Source organism: Pseudidiomarina piscicola (genome assembly GCF_902806985.1).
In the GTDB taxonomy this organism is placed as follows: domain Bacteria; phylum Pseudomonadota; class Gammaproteobacteria; order Enterobacterales; family Alteromonadaceae; genus Pseudidiomarina; species Pseudidiomarina piscicola.
The window spans coordinates 91,671-107,111 of sequence record NZ_CADCXY010000002.1 but is presented as its reverse complement, the minus strand read 5'-3'; the positions used below and the strand labels follow the sequence as shown (position 1 = coordinate 107,111).

Below are 15,441 nucleotides of genomic sequence, written 5' to 3'. Positions count from 1 at the left end.
GAATGACTATCTATCAAATGCTCGCCCGCAATTGGCGTAAATACCCACAGCAGTTGGCACTCACCGACGATCAACAGCAGCTTTCGTGGCAGCAACTTGGCCAGCGGGTAGAGCAGCTCGCCGCCTGGCTTTATCATGAACATGACGTTCGCAACGGCGACCGGGTGGCGTTAGTACTACCGAATAGCATTGAGTTTGTAGTAGGCGTGCTAGCAATACAGCGTTTAGATGCGATTGCGGTACCGATCAATGTCCGGCTTACCACACCCGAATTTAAGTTTATTTTGGGCGACTCGGAATCGACGTTGGTGCTGACCAGTTCACTCACCAGTAAAGCAATTGAACCACTTGTTGCGCAGGGGCTTGTAGGACTGTGGCTTGACCGGCTTGACCCGCCAACGGTAAAAGCCGCAGAGGTGCCGCCAGCACCGGTTGCCGACCGACTGAGCCCAGCTATTTTGCTGTACACCTCAGGCACCACAGGCCGACCCAAAGGCGTCTTGTATAATCAGTCGGCGCTACATGCGGTGGCAATGATGATGGCGTTGGAAATGTCGATGTCGCCGCAAAGTAAACTGCTGCATTTAATGCCATTTACCCACTCCGCACCGCTTAACCTATTTTTATTCGCCGGGCTACTGGTTGGGGCTGCACATGTTGTTGCGCCGACTTTCACCCCAGACTTACTGTTAACGCTCGTGCCCAAGCATCAGGTAACACATTTCTTTGGCGCGCCCGTTGCGTACCTGTTAACCGCACAACATGCGGCCATCGAGAGCACCGACCTCTCCACGGTGACGCATTGGGTTTACGGTGGCGCAGCAATGTCTACGGGGCAAACGCAACAAGTTCAAAAGGCCTTTAATTCAAACCAGTTCTATTGTGTCTATGGTCTTACCGAGGCAGGGCCGTCGGGCACTCTGTTGTTGCCCGCGGAGCATGCAACAAAAGCTGGCTCGGTCGGTCAACGCGCGGCATTTAACACAGAAGTGCGTTTACGCACAGATAACGGGCGACAGCCCGCAGTAGGCGAGCCTGGCGAAGTTGAAATCTTCGGCGAGGGTATGATGGCCTGCTATTGGAATAACCCCGCGGCAACCCAAGCGACATTGACGGCCGACGGATGGTTAAAGACCGGCGATGTAGCAATCCAAGACGAAGATGGTTTTTATTGGATCAAGGACCGCAAGAAAGACATTATTATCGCCGGCGGTGTTAATATCTACCCGCGTGAAATCGAAGACACCTTGTCGGCGCATCCGGCCGTGGTCGAAGTTGCAGTGATTGGTGTGCCGCATGCAGAATGGGGAGAAACCGTAAAGGCGGTCATCGTAGCTAAGGAAGCGCAGCAAACTCTTGAACCCCAGCTGAAAGAATTTTTAGCTGCGCGTTTGGCCGACTTCAAACTACCACGACTGTACCAGTGGATCGATGAGCTCCCGCGTAATGCCAACGGCAAGGTACTTAAGCACCAGCTGAGGTGATGGTTGTCGACAGTACTTAACGGGCAACATTCTGATACAAAAAGCCCATCGATGTTCGCCTTGCTAGATTGGCAAAGTGTTGGGCTTCTTTTATAGTTGCAACCATTAGATAACCCTAGGAGCAGCTCAAGTATGAGCCAGGAAACCTTTAAAATATTAGTCGTAGATGACGATGCACGGTTGCGGAGTCTGTTAGAACGTTACTTGACAGAGCAAGGGTTTTACATTCGTTCAGCAGCGCAAGGTGAACAGATGGACCGTTTACTTGAGCGCGAAAACTTCCACCTTATGGTGCTTGATTTAATGCTACCCGGTGAAGACGGCCTATCGATTTGCAAACGTTTGCGCCAGGGCAATAACGATATCCCTATTGTGATGCTAACCGCCAAAGGCGACGAGGTTGACCGCATCATTGGGCTCGAACTTGGGGCGGATGACTATCTTGCCAAACCTTTTAACCCACGCGAGTTGCTGGCGCGCATTCGTGCAGTGTTGCGGCGCCGTGGAAAGTCGATTCCTGGAGCCCCCTCAGACGATGATCAAGAGATCAACTTCGGAGAATTTAAACTTAATCTTGGCACTCGAGAAATGTTCCGCGGCGACGAGCCTATGCCGCTAACCAGCGGTGAGTTCGCGGTACTTAAAGCATTAGTGACTCATCCACGCCAGCCAATGTCGCGCGATAAGCTCATGAACCAGGCCCGTGGTCGCGATTATAGTGCGTTAGAGCGCAGTATCGATGTGCAAGTATCACGCCTGCGGCGCATGTTAGAAGAAGACCCTGCGAACCCGCGCTATATTCAAACCGTCTGGGGCTTGGGCTATGTATTCGTTCCGGATGGTAGTAAAAAAGGCAGCTGATGCGCATTCTTCCGCGTTCCGCATTTGCGCGTACGGTCGCTTTGATCGCGCTGCTACTGTTAATTAATCAAGTTGTCTCTTATGTGATGGTTGGCCTCTATGTCGTCAAGCCAACCATGCAACAAATTAGCTCTGTGGTGGCGAAACAAGTACAGGGGGTCATTGTTTTAGACCAATGGCTTGCCAGTCATGAAATGTCGAACGTGGAAAAGCGCGCACTCGCAGAACGCTATACCCAGGCTGTGGGTATGGATGGCTTTACCTCCGACGAGGCCATTGAAAACGGTCTAGAGCAAGCAACTACCTACAGTTTTTTATCTGAACAGATGAGCCAGCAACTGGCAGCCACGACCGAAGTGCGTATCTCGCAAGACGCCAATTACTATGTCTGGATCCGTACCGAGTCGCTGGCCGGATATTGGATGCGGATCAAGCTTGATAACTTCGATGAAGCACGTTTTTCACCCTTACTCTTTTACCTTCTGCTCATCGGTGGGCTAAGCGTTTTAGGTGGAATGCTGTTTACTAGTTGGCAGAATAAACCGCTGAAATCGTTGCAAGCAGCCGCGCTTCAAGTTGGTCGCGGCGACTACCCTGAGCGCTTGCGCGAACGTGGCTCTACCGAGGTGATTGCAGTAACTAAGGCGTTTAATCAAATGGCCGAAGGAGTGCGACAGCTTGAGCAAGATCGCGCACTATTGATGGCGGGCGTCTCGCACGACTTACGTACGCCGCTAACACGCATTCGCTTAGCGACCGAGATGATGCCCGCCAGTGAAGATTATCTGGCCGAAGGCATTATCAGTGATATTGACGATATGAACGCGATCATCGACCAATTCATCGATTATGTACGTGTTGATAGCGCCGCCGACAGTGACTGTGAAAACCTAAACTATTTAGTTGAAGATGTGATTGGCCATGTCCCCGAAACTTGGAGCAGTGAAATTGAGGTGCATTACGGCGAGATCCCAAGTATTCCTGTGCGTGCCATTTCGATTAAGCGGGTACTGCTGAACTTGCTAGAAAACGCAGAACGCTATGGTGGCCAACGCATTCTTGTAGAAACCGGCTATGCGGCCGCGCGCAAGCGGGTTTGGATTAGTATCTGCGATGACGGTGAGGGCATTCCAGCAAGTCAAATTGAACATGTGCTACAGCCCTTTACTCAAGGCGATAAAGCACGGGCGTCAAAAGGCTCAGGGCTAGGTTTAGCGATCGTGAAACGTATTGTTGAGCGCCATGGCGGGCGTATTTCGTTTGGGCGTAGTCAGCGCTTAGGCGGCTTGGCAGTTCGCATTGAACTGCCAAGTGTTAGCAGTGACTAGTTTAACTGCGAATTCTATTTAACCCATTGAGGGCGGCCACACGATAAGCTTCAGCCATGGTCGGGTAGTTGAACGTGGTATTGACAAAGTACTCGATGGTATTGCCACCGTTCTTTTGTTCCATAATGGCTTGGCCGATGTGAATGATTTCTGCCGCACGTTCACCAAAGCAGTGTACGCCTAGCACTTCTTTGGTTTCGCGATGAAAGAGCAATTTCAGACTGCCCACCGCCATGTTCGAAATCTGCGCCCGGGCAAGGTGCTTAAACTGTGCACGGCCAACTTCATAGGGCACTTTCTGCTGGGTCAATTCTTCTTCGGTTTTACCAACAGAGCTAATTTCTGGAATGGTGTAAATACCCGTTGGAATATCACTGATCAAGCGTTGCTCGCAGTCACCAAACAGCATCGCGGTTGCGCAAATACGGCCCTGATCATAGGCGGCCGAGGCCAGCGATGGGTAGCCAATGATGTCACCCACGGCATAAATGTTCGGTACCGACGTTTGATATTGCTTAGAAACCTCAAGTTGGCCACGAGAGTTCGGTGTTAAACCAAGTGCTTGCACATTTAAGTCTTCAATGTTGCCGGAGCGACCGTTGGCGTACAGTAAGCAATCGGCGTCTAAGCGCTTGCCTGACTTGGTGTACAGCGTGACCCCATTGTCATTGCCTTCAATGCGTTCGTACTCTTCGTTATGTCGAATCACGACACCGTTATTGCGCAGGTGGTAACTTAGTGCATCGGACATTTCCGCATCAAGGAACGAGAGCAAACGATCACGGGTATTGATTAAATCTACTTTCACCCCGAGGCCACGAAAGATGCTGGCGTATTCACTACCAACCACACCGGCGCCGTAAATAATAATGCTTCGCGGCTCGTGATTCAGTGATAACACGGTGTCTGAGTCGTAGATGCGTTGGTGATTGAAATCAACGTCTGGCGGATGATAGGGCCGTGAGCCTGTCGCCACTACAACTTGCTTGGTGGCAATTGTCTCAACGGTACCATCTGCCTGGGTAAGCTTAATGGTGGTGGCGTTTTCAAAGGTTGCGGTGCCATGCAATACGGTGACATCGTTACGCTGATAAAAGCCGCTGCGCATTTGCACTTGTTGTTGAATCACGCCTTGAGCGTGACGCAAGATATCTGCAAACGACAGCCCTCGTTGAATGTTTTCACCGGAAAATAACGGGTTACTGTTAAATTCAATCAAGCGGCTGACGGAGTGCCTAAGCGCCTTCGACGGAATAGTGCCCCAATGGGTGCAGCCACCGCCTATCGATTTATGCTTTTCAATTAACGCAACTTTGCGACCGTTTTTCACCAGTTGCATTGCGGCACCTTCACCGCCGGGTCCGCTACCAATGACGACTGCGTCGAATTGCATTGTGGTTTCGCTCATGAAAAGCTCCTCTGTGTTGTACCGCTTGTTACAAGTCGCTATAGTAACCGAAACAGCAGTTCGGAAGCCAGTAACCTAGGCTTATTCTGGATATCAGTTTGACAGATTCCAAGCGGTGACGAGCATATGGCGCAACGACCTATCCCTGAAATACTTCAACGTAAAATTGTAGCGCGTAGTCGCTTGTTACGCATTGAAGCTGTTGATCTTCGTTTTAGCAATGGCGTAGAGCGCCAGTTCGAGCGCATGCAAAGTAGTGGTCGCGGGGCGGTGATGGTTGTGCCTTTTGTTGATGCGACAACCATGGTGCTGGTACGCGAGTATGCAGCGGGCTTGCATGATTACCAACTTGGCTTTCCAAAAGGCTTGATTGATCCAGGCGAAACTCCCGAACAAGCGGCCAACCGCGAGCTCAAAGAAGAGATCGGTTATGGTGCTGAACAGCTAATCCCGTTAAAAAGCCTGACCATGGCGCCACAGTTTTTCTCTGCGACAATGCACATTTTCATTGCACGAAACCTTTACCAGGAGCACCTTGAAGGCGATGAACCAGAGCCTTTGGAACCCGTGCACTGGCAACTAAGCGACGCTGAAAACCTGTTGGCACAAGAAGATTTTACTGAAGCGCGTAGTATTGCCGCTTTATTGATGACCTTAAGAGAGCTTGAACGTGACCCCAACTAAGCAACTGCATGAATGGCTTGAGGGCGCCGCTTGCATTGCCCAGCAAGCCGGCGATTTGATCATGGAATTGTATGAAGAGCAAGCTTATGCAACCTATGAAAAAGCCGACCAGTCGCCTGTAACTAGTGCGGATCTGGCTGCCCACCGCTTTATTCTGCAGCGCTTAGAAGAGTTGACACCCGACATACCGGTGCTGTCGGAAGAAGGCGCACACTTAGCTTTAGAAGAACGACAAAAGTGGCCCCGCTACTGGTTGATTGACCCCATTGATGGCACCCAAGAATTCGTCGCCCGCAGCGGCGACTTTACCGTGGTGATTGCTTTAGTCGAGCAGCATCAGCCAACGCTAGGCGTTATTTACTGGCCAGCTGGCGATAAGTTATATGTCGCACAAAGAGGTGCAGGCGCTTATCGCCGCGACATAAATGGTGAACAACGATTAGCAGTGCGCAAGCTCGAACAGCCGACAACAGGTCCTGTGACCTTAGCCATCAGCCGCCGCCAGCCCCGCGAACGCGTACTGCAACGCATGAGCCCTGAACGTCAGCTAAGTACCGTGCCCGCTGGAAGTTGTTCATTGAAAGCCTGTTTGATTGCCGAAGGCCAAGCCGATTGCTTTTTACGTGTTGGGCCAACCGGTGAATGGGATACTGCCGCGGCAGATGTGATTGTCGGTGAGGCCGGAGGTTCTATCGTTAGCGAACACTTTAAGCCACTCACCTATAACGAGGAAGATGAGTTAGGTAACCCGAACTTTCTTATCCTCGGCGATAGTGCGGTGCCGTGGCAAGAGATATTCATTCGTCACCAAACTCACCCCGAGGCATAATATTGACGGTTTCGTGCAGCTCTGACCAAACTAAAATGGCGTCGCCACTTTCAATTTGAGCGCGCACGTCGTCGACTTTCTCGGCCAGTGATTTCTCTTCGGTGCCGTAGTCTGTACCTTCGCGCAGTACAAACGACTCAATTATGCTATCAAGTAGTTCGGCGTCGAGTTGTTGCCATGGAATTTCCATTTGAATTTAACTCTCCTGGGCTTCCGCCTGTTGCAGCGCTTCTTCAGCAGCCATCCAATCGTCTTCAGCTTGATTCAGCGCTTTTTGATGGGTCGCCTGCTGCTGTAAAAGCTGTTGCAGACGCTCTTTGTTTGCCTCATCGTAAATAGCACTGTCGCCGAGTAGCTGATTGAGCTCAGCGAGCTTGGCTTCGTGCTTTTGCACTTCTTGTTCGTACTTGGTCACGGCGTCTTTGAAAGGTTTAAGACGTTTACGGCGTTCTGCGGCGTCACGCTTTTCGGCTTTGCGATCAGCTTTACCCGATTGACTAGGGGACTCTTGATTTGGCTGTTGACGCTCCTGCAGCCAGCGATGATAACCATCAAGATCGTCATTAAACAAACGTACCTGGCCGTCTGCCACTAAGAAGAAGTCGTCGACGGTGGTACGAAGTAAGTGTCTATCATGGGAAACAATCACCATGGCTCCGCTGAAGTCTTGCAAGGCATAAACCAGCGCCTCACGCATCACGCTGTCGAGGTGGTTTGTCGGTTCATCGAGTAACAACAGGTTAGGTTTTTGGTAAACAATAATGGCCAGTACCAGCCGTGCCTTTTCGCCGCCCGACATCGGTGCGACTAACCGTGTGGCCTGATCACCATTAAAGCCAAAGCCACCTAAATAATCACGTAGCTGTTGCTCACTGGCATGCGGGTCAAGTCGTTGTATGTGCTGTAGGGCACTGGCTTTTAAATCGAGTGTTTCGAGCTGATGTTGGGCAAAGTAGCCGAGTTTGATACCAGAGTTGAGTTCTATTGTGCCACTTTGGGGCGGTAGTTCGCCGGCCAGTAATTTAACTAAGGTTGACTTGCCAGCACCGTTGCGGCCGAGCAGCCCGATCCGACTACCTGGTACAAGGTCAAATTTAATCGAACTTAAAATAACTTTGTCGCCATAGCCTGCCTGAACATTTTCTAGTGTTAACAACGGATTGGGTAATTGCGCAGGCTCCCGAAAGTGAAACTGAAACTGGCTGTTGGCCACTATAGGTGCGCTGGCCTGCAAGCGCTCTAACGCCTTGATACGACTTTGCGCCTGTTTCGCTTTGCTGGCTTTGTAGCGGAATCTGTCGATATAGGTTTGCAAGTGCTTACGTTGTGCCTGCTCTTTTTCGAATTGCGCCTGTTGCTGCGCAATCTGTTCCGCCTGCTGGCGCTCAAAACTGCTATAATTACCGGTATAGGCGGTCGCTTGTTGTTGCTCAATGTGAATGATCTGCTGACAAGTGGCATCGATAAAGTCGCGATCGTGCGAAATCAGTAACAGGGTGCCAGGAAACCGTTGCAACCAGTCTTCAAGCCAAAAAATAGCATCGACATCAAGGTGGTTGGTCGGTTCGTCGAGTAATAGCAGGTCGGCCCGTGAAATAAGTGCTTGGGCAAGGTTCAAGCGCATTCGCCAACCACCTGAGAAGGCTTTTACCGGCTGCTCGAACTGGCTTGCGGCAAAACCTAAGCCGGCAAGTAAGGCAGCGGCGCGAGCCGGAGCTTCATAAGCGCCAATCGCGGCAAGCTGGTCGTGCAAGCGGCCGATCCCATGACCATCATCGGCCTGTTCGGCGCCGGTCAATTGATCTTCAAGCTGGCGTAGCTCCGTATCTCCGTCAAGCACATAGTCGATAGCCGAGCGGTCAAGGGCGGGAGTTTCTTGCCGAACGCTGGCGATGCGCCAGTGCGGTGGAACATCACACTCGCCTTGCTCAACCTGGAGCTCACCGCGCAGTAATGCGAATAACGACGATTTACCAGAGCCATTGCGGCCAACGATACCGACGTGATGGCCAGGGAAAATGGCTAAATCGGTGTTTTCGAGAAGGACGTTGCCGCCGCGCATGAGCGCCATGCCACGGATTGATATCATGACTAACCTTGTGCTTGGTGTTGGTGAGTGAATCTGCGACAATTATACCTGAAGCAAAACGAGGTGAATATGGCACGAACACGTAAACGTTTTATTGCTGGCGCAGAATGCCCGGCTTGTCAGGCAACCGACACCTTGATGTTGCTGGTGACCGAGAAAGATAGCGGTGAGCTCGAAGAACAGGTGCAGTGTGTGGCGTGCCAGCATAGCTTTACCGAAAAAGATAAGCAGTCAGAGGCTGAAGCTGCCACATCAGCGGCGACAAAAGCCGTACATGATGACAACGTGATTGGTATTTTTAAACCCGAATAAGAAATCAGCAAAAGGGGTAACACATGCAAGAACAGATGTTGGTTTATACTGGTGTTGTGATTATTTTGGCCACGTGGATTTTACAATGGGCGGTCGCCGCTGGCGTCAAGGCGAAACAACCGCAAGCGGTGCCAGGTAAAGTTCCAGAGAACATTAGTCACGAGTCGTTGGTGTTTCGCACCCATCGAACTTTTATGAATACCTTAGAAAATGTGCCAATGTTTTTGGCAACGGTGTTTGTGGCGTTGTTCATGGGTCTAAATTCCGATTGGTTCGGCTATTGGGTGATGATTTTTGCCGTAGCACGAATTCTACATATGGTACTTTATTATGCCATCGCCACCGAGAAGAACCCGAGCCCGCGGAGCTGGTTCTTTGCGATTGGAGCCGTGGCTAATATTGCGATTCTGATTCAATGTGTGTTGCACCTTACGGCAATGTAAGGTGTACGTACGAAGTTACTGACTTTAAGTTTATGCTGAAGGAGTGGTCGACGATGACACAGCACTATTCAATAGGTACGCCGGGCAAGCCATGGGGCGACGCCGAGAAACTGCAATGGCGTGCGCAACAAAGCAAACAACGAGACTATGTAGATGATGTAGTGCGTCGCATCGATCATTTACGAGAGCAATTCGACGTTGAAACCTATGGTGAGCTGAACTATGACGAGCGTAGCTTTCCGCTGTTTGTGGTGCGTAGTCGTAATTGGCACGTCGACCGGCCAACGGTATTAGTAACGGGTGGTGTGCATGGCTATGAAACCAGTGGTGTCCATGGCGCATTGTACTTTCTTGAAACTGAAGCGGTCAATCATCTTGCGCGGTTCAACATTATCGTCGCGCCATGTCTGAGCCCCTGGGGTTATGAAACGATCAATCGTTGGAACCCCGACGCCATTGATCCGAACCGTTCTTTTGTTAGCAATAGCCCAGCGCAAGAAACCGCGCTTATCATGAAGTACTTGAAGCAGCATAAGATAGCGCCAAGCGTCCATGTCGACTTACATGAAACCACCGATACCGACAACTCCGAGTTTCGGCCTGCATTAGCGGCGCGCGAAGGTACCACAAATGATAACTGGAACATTCCAGATGGATTTTATTTAGTTGCGGACAGCTCGCGTCAGCAAGCTGAGTTTCAACGGGCGATTATAGAAACCGTAAAGCCGGTTACGCATATTGCTCCAGCCGATGAAGACGGCTGCCTTATCGGCGCGCCAATGATCCAAGAAGGGGTGATTGAGTACGATGCCAAGCCATTAGGTTTATGCATGGGAATGACCGACGCCAAATTCGTAACCACCACCGAAGTGTATCCGGATAGTCCGAATACCAACCCCGTTGAATGTGTCGACGCGCAAGTCGCTGCCGTTCGTGGTGCGCTGGAATTCGCTGCGGATAAGTGCTGAGGTTGATGGTGTCAGCAGCAACTGAAGCGGTGCAAAAGTGGGTAGAGCAAGTGGTGATAGGTTTGAACTTCTGCCCCTTTGCCCATCGCGAAGTTGAACGTGACACCATTGTCTACCAAGAGTGTCACGCCACGGCCTTAGAGACGAGCCTGCAGGCCTTTGCCAATGCGGTACAGCAATTGCTCGACACGCCCAGTAAAGAAACGACCTTACTGGTATTTAGCAAAGGCTTTACGGAGTTTGATGATTACCTCGAATTGCTCGACTATGCGCAGCTTTATTTGCAGCAAGAGGATCTCGAGGGCGTGTTGCAGATTGCCAGCTTCCACCCCGACTATCAGTTTGCCGACAGCACTGCTGATGGGGCAAGTAATTACACCAATCGAGCTCCTTTTCCAGTGCTACATATTCTGCGTGAAGCCAGCTTAGAGCGAGTGCTGAAGCGCTACCCGAACCCAGAGCTGATCCCGCAGCGCAATTGTGAGCAGGCAGAGCTACTGGGGCGTGACTATTTCGAAGCGATATTACTAGCCTGCCGCGAACCTAAGCAGCGTTAAGCGTCGCGAGGTAACCCTTTCTCAACGGCACGTGTCAGGCGCAGTACTTGCTTGGTGGTTGTGGCACTTTTATTACGTTGCCGCGTGAGTGCCCAGTCAATATGTTCATCAACCATCTCATTGACCGCCCCACGCCTTGCTTGCAGCGCTTCAATAATGGCCGGGTCATGAGCGGCATTGCCAAGTGCCACAGCTAAGTTGCGCTGCCACGAAGCAAAGCCGATTCGACGTATAGGCGAGCCTTCGGTGGTCTTTAAAAAGGTTGCTTCGTCCCAGTTCCACAAGGTCAATAATTCTGGCGCATGAAGGTCTTTCCGTGGTGCGAAATCGTCTTCGTCGGTTAGTTGTGCATAGCGATTCCAAGGGCAAATCAGCTGACAGTCGTCACAGCCATAGATGCGGTTGCCAATGAGGGGGCGAAGTTCTTCAGGTATGGCTGATTTAAGCTCAATGGTGAGGTAGGAAATACAGCGCCGCGCATCAAGTTTATAGGGCTCGACGATGGCTTGCGTCGGGCAAATGGTAATACAGGCTTTGCAACTACCACATTTTTCTTCCACTGGTTTATCGGTGGGTAGTGGCAGGTTTACCAGTAGTTCCCCAAGGAAAAACCATGAGCCGCCCTGTTCATCAAGTACCAGTGTATGTTTACCGGTCCAACCCAGGCCCGCTTTGACTGCCAGCGGCCGTTCTAAAATGGGCGCGGAGTCAACAAAAGGTCGATAGTCTAAGTCATCACAGGCGGCTTTAATTTTCTCACCGAGTTGCTTTAAGCGCTTGCGCATTAACTTATGGTAGTCACGACCCAAGGCATAACGGCTAATATAGCCAAGCCGCGAGTTTTTTAAGGTTTTGGCGAAACCAGCTTCAGCAGGTAAGTAATTCATACGTACCGAAATCGCTCGGACACTGCCTTCATGTAACTGCTCAGGGCGGGTACGAAGCTCCGCATGACGCTGCATGTATTCCATTTCACCATGCATGCCAGCGTCGAGCCAACGCTGCAGGGCTTCGCGTTCTGAACTAAGATCGAGATCTGTGATACCGACCTTCTGGAAACCGAGTTCTTGGCCCCAACGTTTAATATCTTCGGCTAGTTGGTGGAAATTCATACAAATGGTCTTATGCTAAGAGTAAGTGCACAAAATAACAAAAATCACCGGGAGATGCACCGATGCAAGTCAGTATGCAACAGTTAATATACCTCACTGCTCAGGTCCGTGACCGTGAGCTTGAAGCCGCAGAGTCGCTTTGCGTATCCGCTGCGCAGCTCATGCATCGTGCCGCACAAAGTTGCTTAGCAGCACTCGAGCGCGTTCATCCGGCGCCTGGGCGTGTGATGATTTTGTGCGGCCCGGGAAATAACGGTGGCGATGGTTGGGTGCTGGCGCGCTTAGCTCGTGAACATGGTTACCAAGTGCAAGTCGTGGCTGCCGAGCCGAAAACAGAACTGGCGAAGCAGGCAGCGCTAGCATGGGAAGCTGAGCAAGGCAGCGTAGAGCCTTTAGCGCAACTCGACCGAACCCATGTCGCCGAGTACGACATTATCGTCGATGCCATGTTAGGAACTGGCCTAAGCCGCGATCTAGACGAGATGTATTGCCGCGCGGTTAACATTCTGAATGACGCAAAACACTATCATAAGCTGTGGGTGTTAAGTATTGATTGCCCAACTGGGCTACAAAGTGATCGCGGTGTGGCGATACCAGTAGCTGTGGAAGCCGATTACACAGTCACCTTGGTCGCACTGAAGCCTGGCTTGCTCACAGCAGAAGCAGCACGGTATGTGGGGCACCTTGAATTAGCAGAGCTGGGTATATCGGCCTCGTTTAGACATTTGGAGCAGCCCTTTGCCACTATTATTGAACGTGATGAAGTTGCGCGGCATTTACCGCCGCGTAGTCGTAGCAGCCATAAAGGGTCCCATGGACATGTGGTAATTATAGGTGGTGCACCTGGCATGTCGGGTGCGGTCGTGCTAGCGGGGCGCGCTGCGTTGCGGGCGGGGGCCGGCAAAGTTTCCGTACTGACCCACCCCGATAGCCATGCCATTGTTGCCAGTGCACAACCAGAGCTCATGGTATCGACGTCAAAAGCGGAATCACAAGCGGAACTTACTGAATTTATTTCGCGCGCCTCGGTTGTTGTGCTCGGCCCGGGGCTTGGTCAAAAAAGTTGGGGCCGTAAATTATCTGAATGGGTATTAGCTGCCGACGTGCCAGTAGTGCTCGATGCCGATGGGCTGAATGCGTTGGCGCAGCAGCCGTCGTGGGCACAGCGGCAAGCACCGTTATGGTTAACCCCCCATCCCGGCGAAGCGGCGCGCTTGTTGGCAACCGATACGCACCAGTTAGAACAAGATCGTTGGCTGGCAGTACAGCAAATTGCAGCGCGTTATCAAGCCTATATTTTACTCAAGGGGGCTGGTTCACTTTGTGTAGACAAAGCCGCTAGCTCTATACGCGTGTGTTCACGAGGCACGCCGGCACTTGCAGTGGGCGGTGCCGGAGATGTTTTGAGCGGCATTGCCGGCAGCTTAGTGGCCCAAGGAGTGGTGGCCGACGAGGTGTTGCCCTGCGCTGCATGGTTACATGCGGTGGCCGGTGAACACGCTGCAATCGCAGGTGAACGTGGTACACTACCGAGCGACTTAATGGAGCCGTTACGGAAATTAGTGAATCCATGACTACAAAAGATTATTTTCTCGCTGACGAGCCGGCGTTGTTGGCGTTGGCGGAAACCTTAGCGAACGTGGTAAAAGCAGGTCAAAGTAAAGCCAAACAGGTGCTGACGATTTATTTAATCGGTGAGCTAGGGGCCGGAAAAACCACCTTTAGCCGCGGCTTTATTCAAGCCCTAGGACATCAAGGTAAGGTGAAAAGCCCCACTTATACGCTGGTTGAAAGCTATCAACTAGATGCTTGGCAGGTTCATCATTTCGATTTATATCGACTTGCTGACCCTGAAGAACTTGAATTTATGGGCATTCGTGATTACCTTGACAGTAATACAATAATTTTGGCGGAGTGGCCGCAGCGTGGAGCTGGGGTGTTACCAGAGCCAGATATAGAAATTAGCATCGATTACGCCGAAACAGCGCGTAAATTGGTACTTGGTGCGCTAACAACAAGAGGTCGGGAACTCCTCGATAAGCTCTAATGCAACGCTTGATAGCTGGTCTTATTACACTTGCTTTAGTGTGTTTTGCGGTACCTGCTGCGGCAAAAAACACCATTGAAAACATTCGCATGTGGCCGTCGCCGGACCGCACACGGGTGGTTTTTGACATGAGTCAGGAGCCAGACTTCAGTTATTTCCAGCTAAACCAGTCGCATCCCTTCCGTTTAGTGATTGACCTACCCGCAACGGAATTAACATTTAACCTCGAAGGGTTCGAGACAAATTCGTTATTGGTTAAAAAAATTCGCACCAGCACTCCCAAAACCTCGGGCAGCACCCGTTTAGTGGTGGAGCTTGATCAAGTGGTCGAACCGAAGATTAACGTCGTAGGCCCCAGCGGTGATCGGGGTCATCGTTTGGTAGTTGATTTACCTGGAACCTCCGTCAAGCGTGACGCCACTGCACTGAGTGCAGATGATCTACAAGAACGTAAAGTTACAGTCGCCATTGACGCTGGACACGGTGGCGAAGATCCAGGCTCAGTTGGTCCTCGAGGCACCTATGAGAAAGATGTCGTGCTCAGGGTGGCGCGGGCGCTTGCAAATATGATCAACGCAGACCCAACCATGCAGGCTTATCTGATTCGGTCTGACGATTACTATGTTGACCTGAATGAACGGCCACGCAAAGCCGAACGTGTTAATGCTGATTTATTTGTATCGATTCATGCCGATGCGTTTGTGACGCCACAGCCTCGTGGCGCATCTATATGGGTTTTGTCGAACCGTCGAGCCAGTACGGAAATGGGTCGCCTATTAGAGAATAAAGAACGACTATCAGATGTGCTTGCTGGTGTAGAGCCGGCTGTAAATGACAAAGCGTTTCTTAACCAAACCTTGGTATCGATGAAAATGGACCACGCCATGTTGAGTGGTTATGAAGCTGCTACGGAAGTTTTGTCTGAACTAAAGCGCATCACTAAAATGCATAAAACCAAGCCGCAGCATGCCAGCCTAGCGGTGTTGACTTCCACTGCGATGCCATCAATGTTGGTTGAGACTGGGTTTATTTCAAACCCAACCGAAGAACAGTTACTGCTGAGTAATCAGCACCAGCAAAAATTAGCCCGAGCGATTTATCAAGGCGTACGTAGTTACTTTATGCGCCGGCCCCCTGATGGCACACTGTTCGCAACTAATCGCGCGAGTCGGCATGTGGTCAAATCCGGCGAATCGTTGTCGATCCTCGCGAACCGTTACAATACCTCTGTCTCGGCAATTAAAGCGCGTAACAAGTTGGACAGTTCGGTGATCCGCATCGGGCAAGTTCTCGAAATACCGACTCCTGAATAGGCGCAC

General features: G+C 51.2%; 16 protein-coding genes. 12 read left to right on the top strand and 4 right to left on the bottom strand.

Going from position 1 to position 15,441, the window contains the following annotated elements; translation table 11 throughout:
- Positions 1 to 2: 2 nt before the first annotated feature.
- From PSI9734_RS05310 to envZ, 3 genes are all read left to right on the top strand, one after another.
- Positions 3 to 1,484, top strand: coding sequence for a class I adenylate-forming enzyme family protein (locus tag PSI9734_RS05310; RefSeq protein WP_173920088.1), 1,482 nt, complete (start codon positions 3 to 5; stop codon positions 1,482 to 1,484).
- A gap of 132 nt (positions 1,485 to 1,616) precedes the next feature.
- The gene (gene ompR / locus PSI9734_RS05305; RefSeq protein WP_173920087.1) at positions 1,617 to 2,345 is read left to right on the top strand and encodes an osmolarity response regulator transcription factor OmpR; all 729 of its coding nucleotides are present in this window, start codon (positions 1,617 to 1,619) and stop codon (positions 2,343 to 2,345) included.
- On the top strand, positions 2,345 to 3,673 hold the full coding sequence (envZ, locus tag PSI9734_RS05300; protein ID WP_173920086.1) for a two-component system sensor histidine kinase EnvZ: 1,329 nt from the start codon (positions 2,345 to 2,347) through the stop codon (positions 3,671 to 3,673). The genes ompR and envZ overlap by 1 nt, the downstream gene beginning before the upstream one ends.
- Before the next feature lies 1 nt (position 3,674).
- Here envZ and sthA read toward each other — a convergent pair whose 3' ends face one another.
- Positions 3,675 to 5,081, bottom strand: coding sequence for a Si-specific NAD(P)(+) transhydrogenase (gene sthA, locus PSI9734_RS05295; RefSeq protein WP_173920085.1), 1,407 nt, complete (start codon positions 5,079 to 5,081; stop codon positions 3,675 to 3,677).
- 126 nt (positions 5,082 to 5,207) lie between these two features.
- Here sthA and nudE point away from each other — a divergent pair, with 126 nt between their 5' ends.
- Both nudE and cysQ read left to right on the top strand, forming a co-directional pair.
- Positions 5,208 to 5,765, top strand: coding sequence for an ADP compounds hydrolase NudE (gene nudE / locus PSI9734_RS05290; protein ID WP_173920084.1), 558 nt, complete (start codon positions 5,208 to 5,210; stop codon positions 5,763 to 5,765).
- On the top strand, positions 5,746 to 6,594 hold the full coding sequence (gene cysQ / locus PSI9734_RS05285; RefSeq protein WP_425500050.1) for a 3'(2'),5'-bisphosphate nucleotidase CysQ: 849 nt from the start codon (positions 5,746 to 5,748) through the stop codon (positions 6,592 to 6,594). The genes nudE and cysQ overlap by 20 nt, the downstream gene beginning before the upstream one ends.
- Here cysQ and PSI9734_RS05280 read toward each other — a convergent pair.
- Together PSI9734_RS05280 and PSI9734_RS05275 are read right to left on the bottom strand one after the other, a co-directional pair.
- Complete coding sequence (locus PSI9734_RS05280) at positions 6,563 to 6,784, bottom strand: YheU family protein (protein WP_173920083.1); 222 nt, start codon at positions 6,782 to 6,784, stop codon at positions 6,563 to 6,565. The two genes, cysQ and PSI9734_RS05280, sit on opposite strands and share 32 nt — an antisense overlap.
- 6 nt (positions 6,785 to 6,790) lie before the next feature.
- Positions 6,791 to 8,683, bottom strand: a complete 1,893-nt coding sequence (locus PSI9734_RS05275) for an ATP-binding cassette domain-containing protein (protein ID WP_173920082.1) — start codon at positions 8,681 to 8,683, stop codon at positions 6,791 to 6,793.
- Positions 8,684 to 8,752: 69 nt separating this feature from the next.
- Here PSI9734_RS05275 and PSI9734_RS05270 point away from each other — a divergent pair, with 69 nt between their 5' ends.
- From PSI9734_RS05270 to PSI9734_RS05255, 4 genes are read left to right on the top strand one after another with little or no spacing between them, the layout of a single operon-like run.
- Complete coding sequence (locus tag PSI9734_RS05270) at positions 8,753 to 8,995, top strand: YheV family putative zinc ribbon protein (RefSeq protein WP_173920081.1); 243 nt, start codon at positions 8,753 to 8,755, stop codon at positions 8,993 to 8,995.
- Between the two features lie 23 nt (positions 8,996 to 9,018).
- A complete protein-coding gene (locus PSI9734_RS05265; protein WP_173920080.1) occupies positions 9,019 to 9,438 on the top strand; it encodes an MAPEG family protein in 420 nt (139 codons plus the stop codon).
- 53 nt (positions 9,439 to 9,491) lie between these two features.
- Positions 9,492 to 10,406, top strand: coding sequence for a M14 family metallopeptidase (locus PSI9734_RS05260; RefSeq protein ID WP_173920079.1), 915 nt, complete (start codon positions 9,492 to 9,494; stop codon positions 10,404 to 10,406).
- A gap of 5 nt (positions 10,407 to 10,411) precedes the next feature.
- Positions 10,412 to 10,963: a DUF1415 domain-containing protein gene (locus PSI9734_RS05255; protein ID WP_173920078.1), complete on the top strand. Its 552-nt coding sequence runs from the start codon at positions 10,412 to 10,414 to the stop codon at positions 10,961 to 10,963.
- On the opposite strand, the gene queG is transcribed toward PSI9734_RS05255, so the two are convergent.
- Entirely contained in the window at positions 10,960 to 12,075 is a 1,116-nt protein-coding gene (gene queG / locus PSI9734_RS05250; protein WP_173920077.1) for a tRNA epoxyqueuosine(34) reductase QueG, read from the bottom strand. The genes PSI9734_RS05255 and queG overlap by 4 nt on opposite strands.
- A gap of 62 nt (positions 12,076 to 12,137) precedes the next feature.
- On the opposite strand from queG, the gene PSI9734_RS05245 reads away from it, so the two are divergent.
- Genes PSI9734_RS05245 through PSI9734_RS05235 form a run of 3 tightly spaced genes read left to right on the top strand, consistent with a single transcriptional unit; the run spans position 12,138 to position 15,435 of the window.
- The gene (locus PSI9734_RS05245) at positions 12,138 to 13,649 is read left to right on the top strand and encodes an NAD(P)H-hydrate dehydratase (RefSeq protein WP_173920076.1); all 1,512 of its coding nucleotides are present in this window, start codon (positions 12,138 to 12,140) and stop codon (positions 13,647 to 13,649) included.
- Positions 13,646 to 14,122, top strand: coding sequence for a tRNA (adenosine(37)-N6)-threonylcarbamoyltransferase complex ATPase subunit type 1 TsaE (gene tsaE / locus PSI9734_RS05240; RefSeq protein ID WP_173920075.1), 477 nt, complete (start codon positions 13,646 to 13,648; stop codon positions 14,120 to 14,122). The genes PSI9734_RS05245 and tsaE overlap by 4 nt, the downstream gene beginning before the upstream one ends.
- Positions 14,122 to 15,435 (top strand): N-acetylmuramoyl-L-alanine amidase, encoded by a 1,314-nt coding sequence (locus PSI9734_RS05235; RefSeq protein WP_173920074.1) that lies wholly within the window; start codon positions 14,122 to 14,124, stop codon positions 15,433 to 15,435. Before tsaE ends, PSI9734_RS05235 begins: the two co-directional genes overlap by 1 nt.
- The last annotated feature ends 6 nt before the right edge of the window (positions 15,436 to 15,441 follow it).

Excerpts from the sequence above, each read along its gene's own strand:
- PSI9734_RS05265 (WP_173920080.1), top strand. The coding sequence starts at position 9,019 with ATGCAAGAACAGATGTTGGTTTATACTGGTGTTGTGATTATTTTGGCC.
- tsaE (WP_173920075.1), top strand. The coding sequence starts at position 13,646 with ATGACTACAAAAGATTATTTTCTCGCTGACGAGCCGGCGTTGTTGGCG.
- PSI9734_RS05255 (WP_173920078.1), top strand. The coding sequence starts at position 10,412 with ATGGTGTCAGCAGCAACTGAAGCGGTGCAAAAGTGGGTAGAGCAAGTG.
- PSI9734_RS05260 (WP_173920079.1), top strand. The coding sequence starts at position 9,492 with ATGACACAGCACTATTCAATAGGTACGCCGGGCAAGCCATGGGGCGAC.
- queG (WP_173920077.1), bottom strand. The coding sequence starts at position 12,075 with ATGAATTTCCACCAACTAGCCGAAGATATTAAACGTTGGGGCCAAGAA.
- PSI9734_RS05235 (WP_173920074.1), top strand. The coding sequence starts at position 14,122 with ATGCAACGCTTGATAGCTGGTCTTATTACACTTGCTTTAGTGTGTTTT.
- nudE (WP_173920084.1), top strand. The coding sequence starts at position 5,208 with ATGGCGCAACGACCTATCCCTGAAATACTTCAACGTAAAATTGTAGCG.
- envZ (WP_173920086.1), top strand. The coding sequence starts at position 2,345 with ATGCGCATTCTTCCGCGTTCCGCATTTGCGCGTACGGTCGCTTTGATC.
- PSI9734_RS05275 (WP_173920082.1), bottom strand. The coding sequence starts at position 8,683 with ATGATATCAATCCGTGGCATGGCGCTCATGCGCGGCGGCAACGTCCTT.
- PSI9734_RS05310 (WP_173920088.1), top strand. The coding sequence starts at position 3 with ATGACTATCTATCAAATGCTCGCCCGCAATTGGCGTAAATACCCACAG.
- ompR (WP_173920087.1), top strand. The coding sequence starts at position 1,617 with ATGAGCCAGGAAACCTTTAAAATATTAGTCGTAGATGACGATGCACGG.
- PSI9734_RS05280 (WP_173920083.1), bottom strand. The coding sequence starts at position 6,784 with ATGGAAATTCCATGGCAACAACTCGACGCCGAACTACTTGATAGCATA.
- PSI9734_RS05270 (WP_173920081.1), top strand. The coding sequence starts at position 8,753 with ATGGCACGAACACGTAAACGTTTTATTGCTGGCGCAGAATGCCCGGCT.
- sthA (WP_173920085.1), bottom strand. The coding sequence starts at position 5,081 with ATGAGCGAAACCACAATGCAATTCGACGCAGTCGTCATTGGTAGCGGA.
- PSI9734_RS05245 (WP_173920076.1), top strand. The coding sequence starts at position 12,138 with ATGCAAGTCAGTATGCAACAGTTAATATACCTCACTGCTCAGGTCCGT.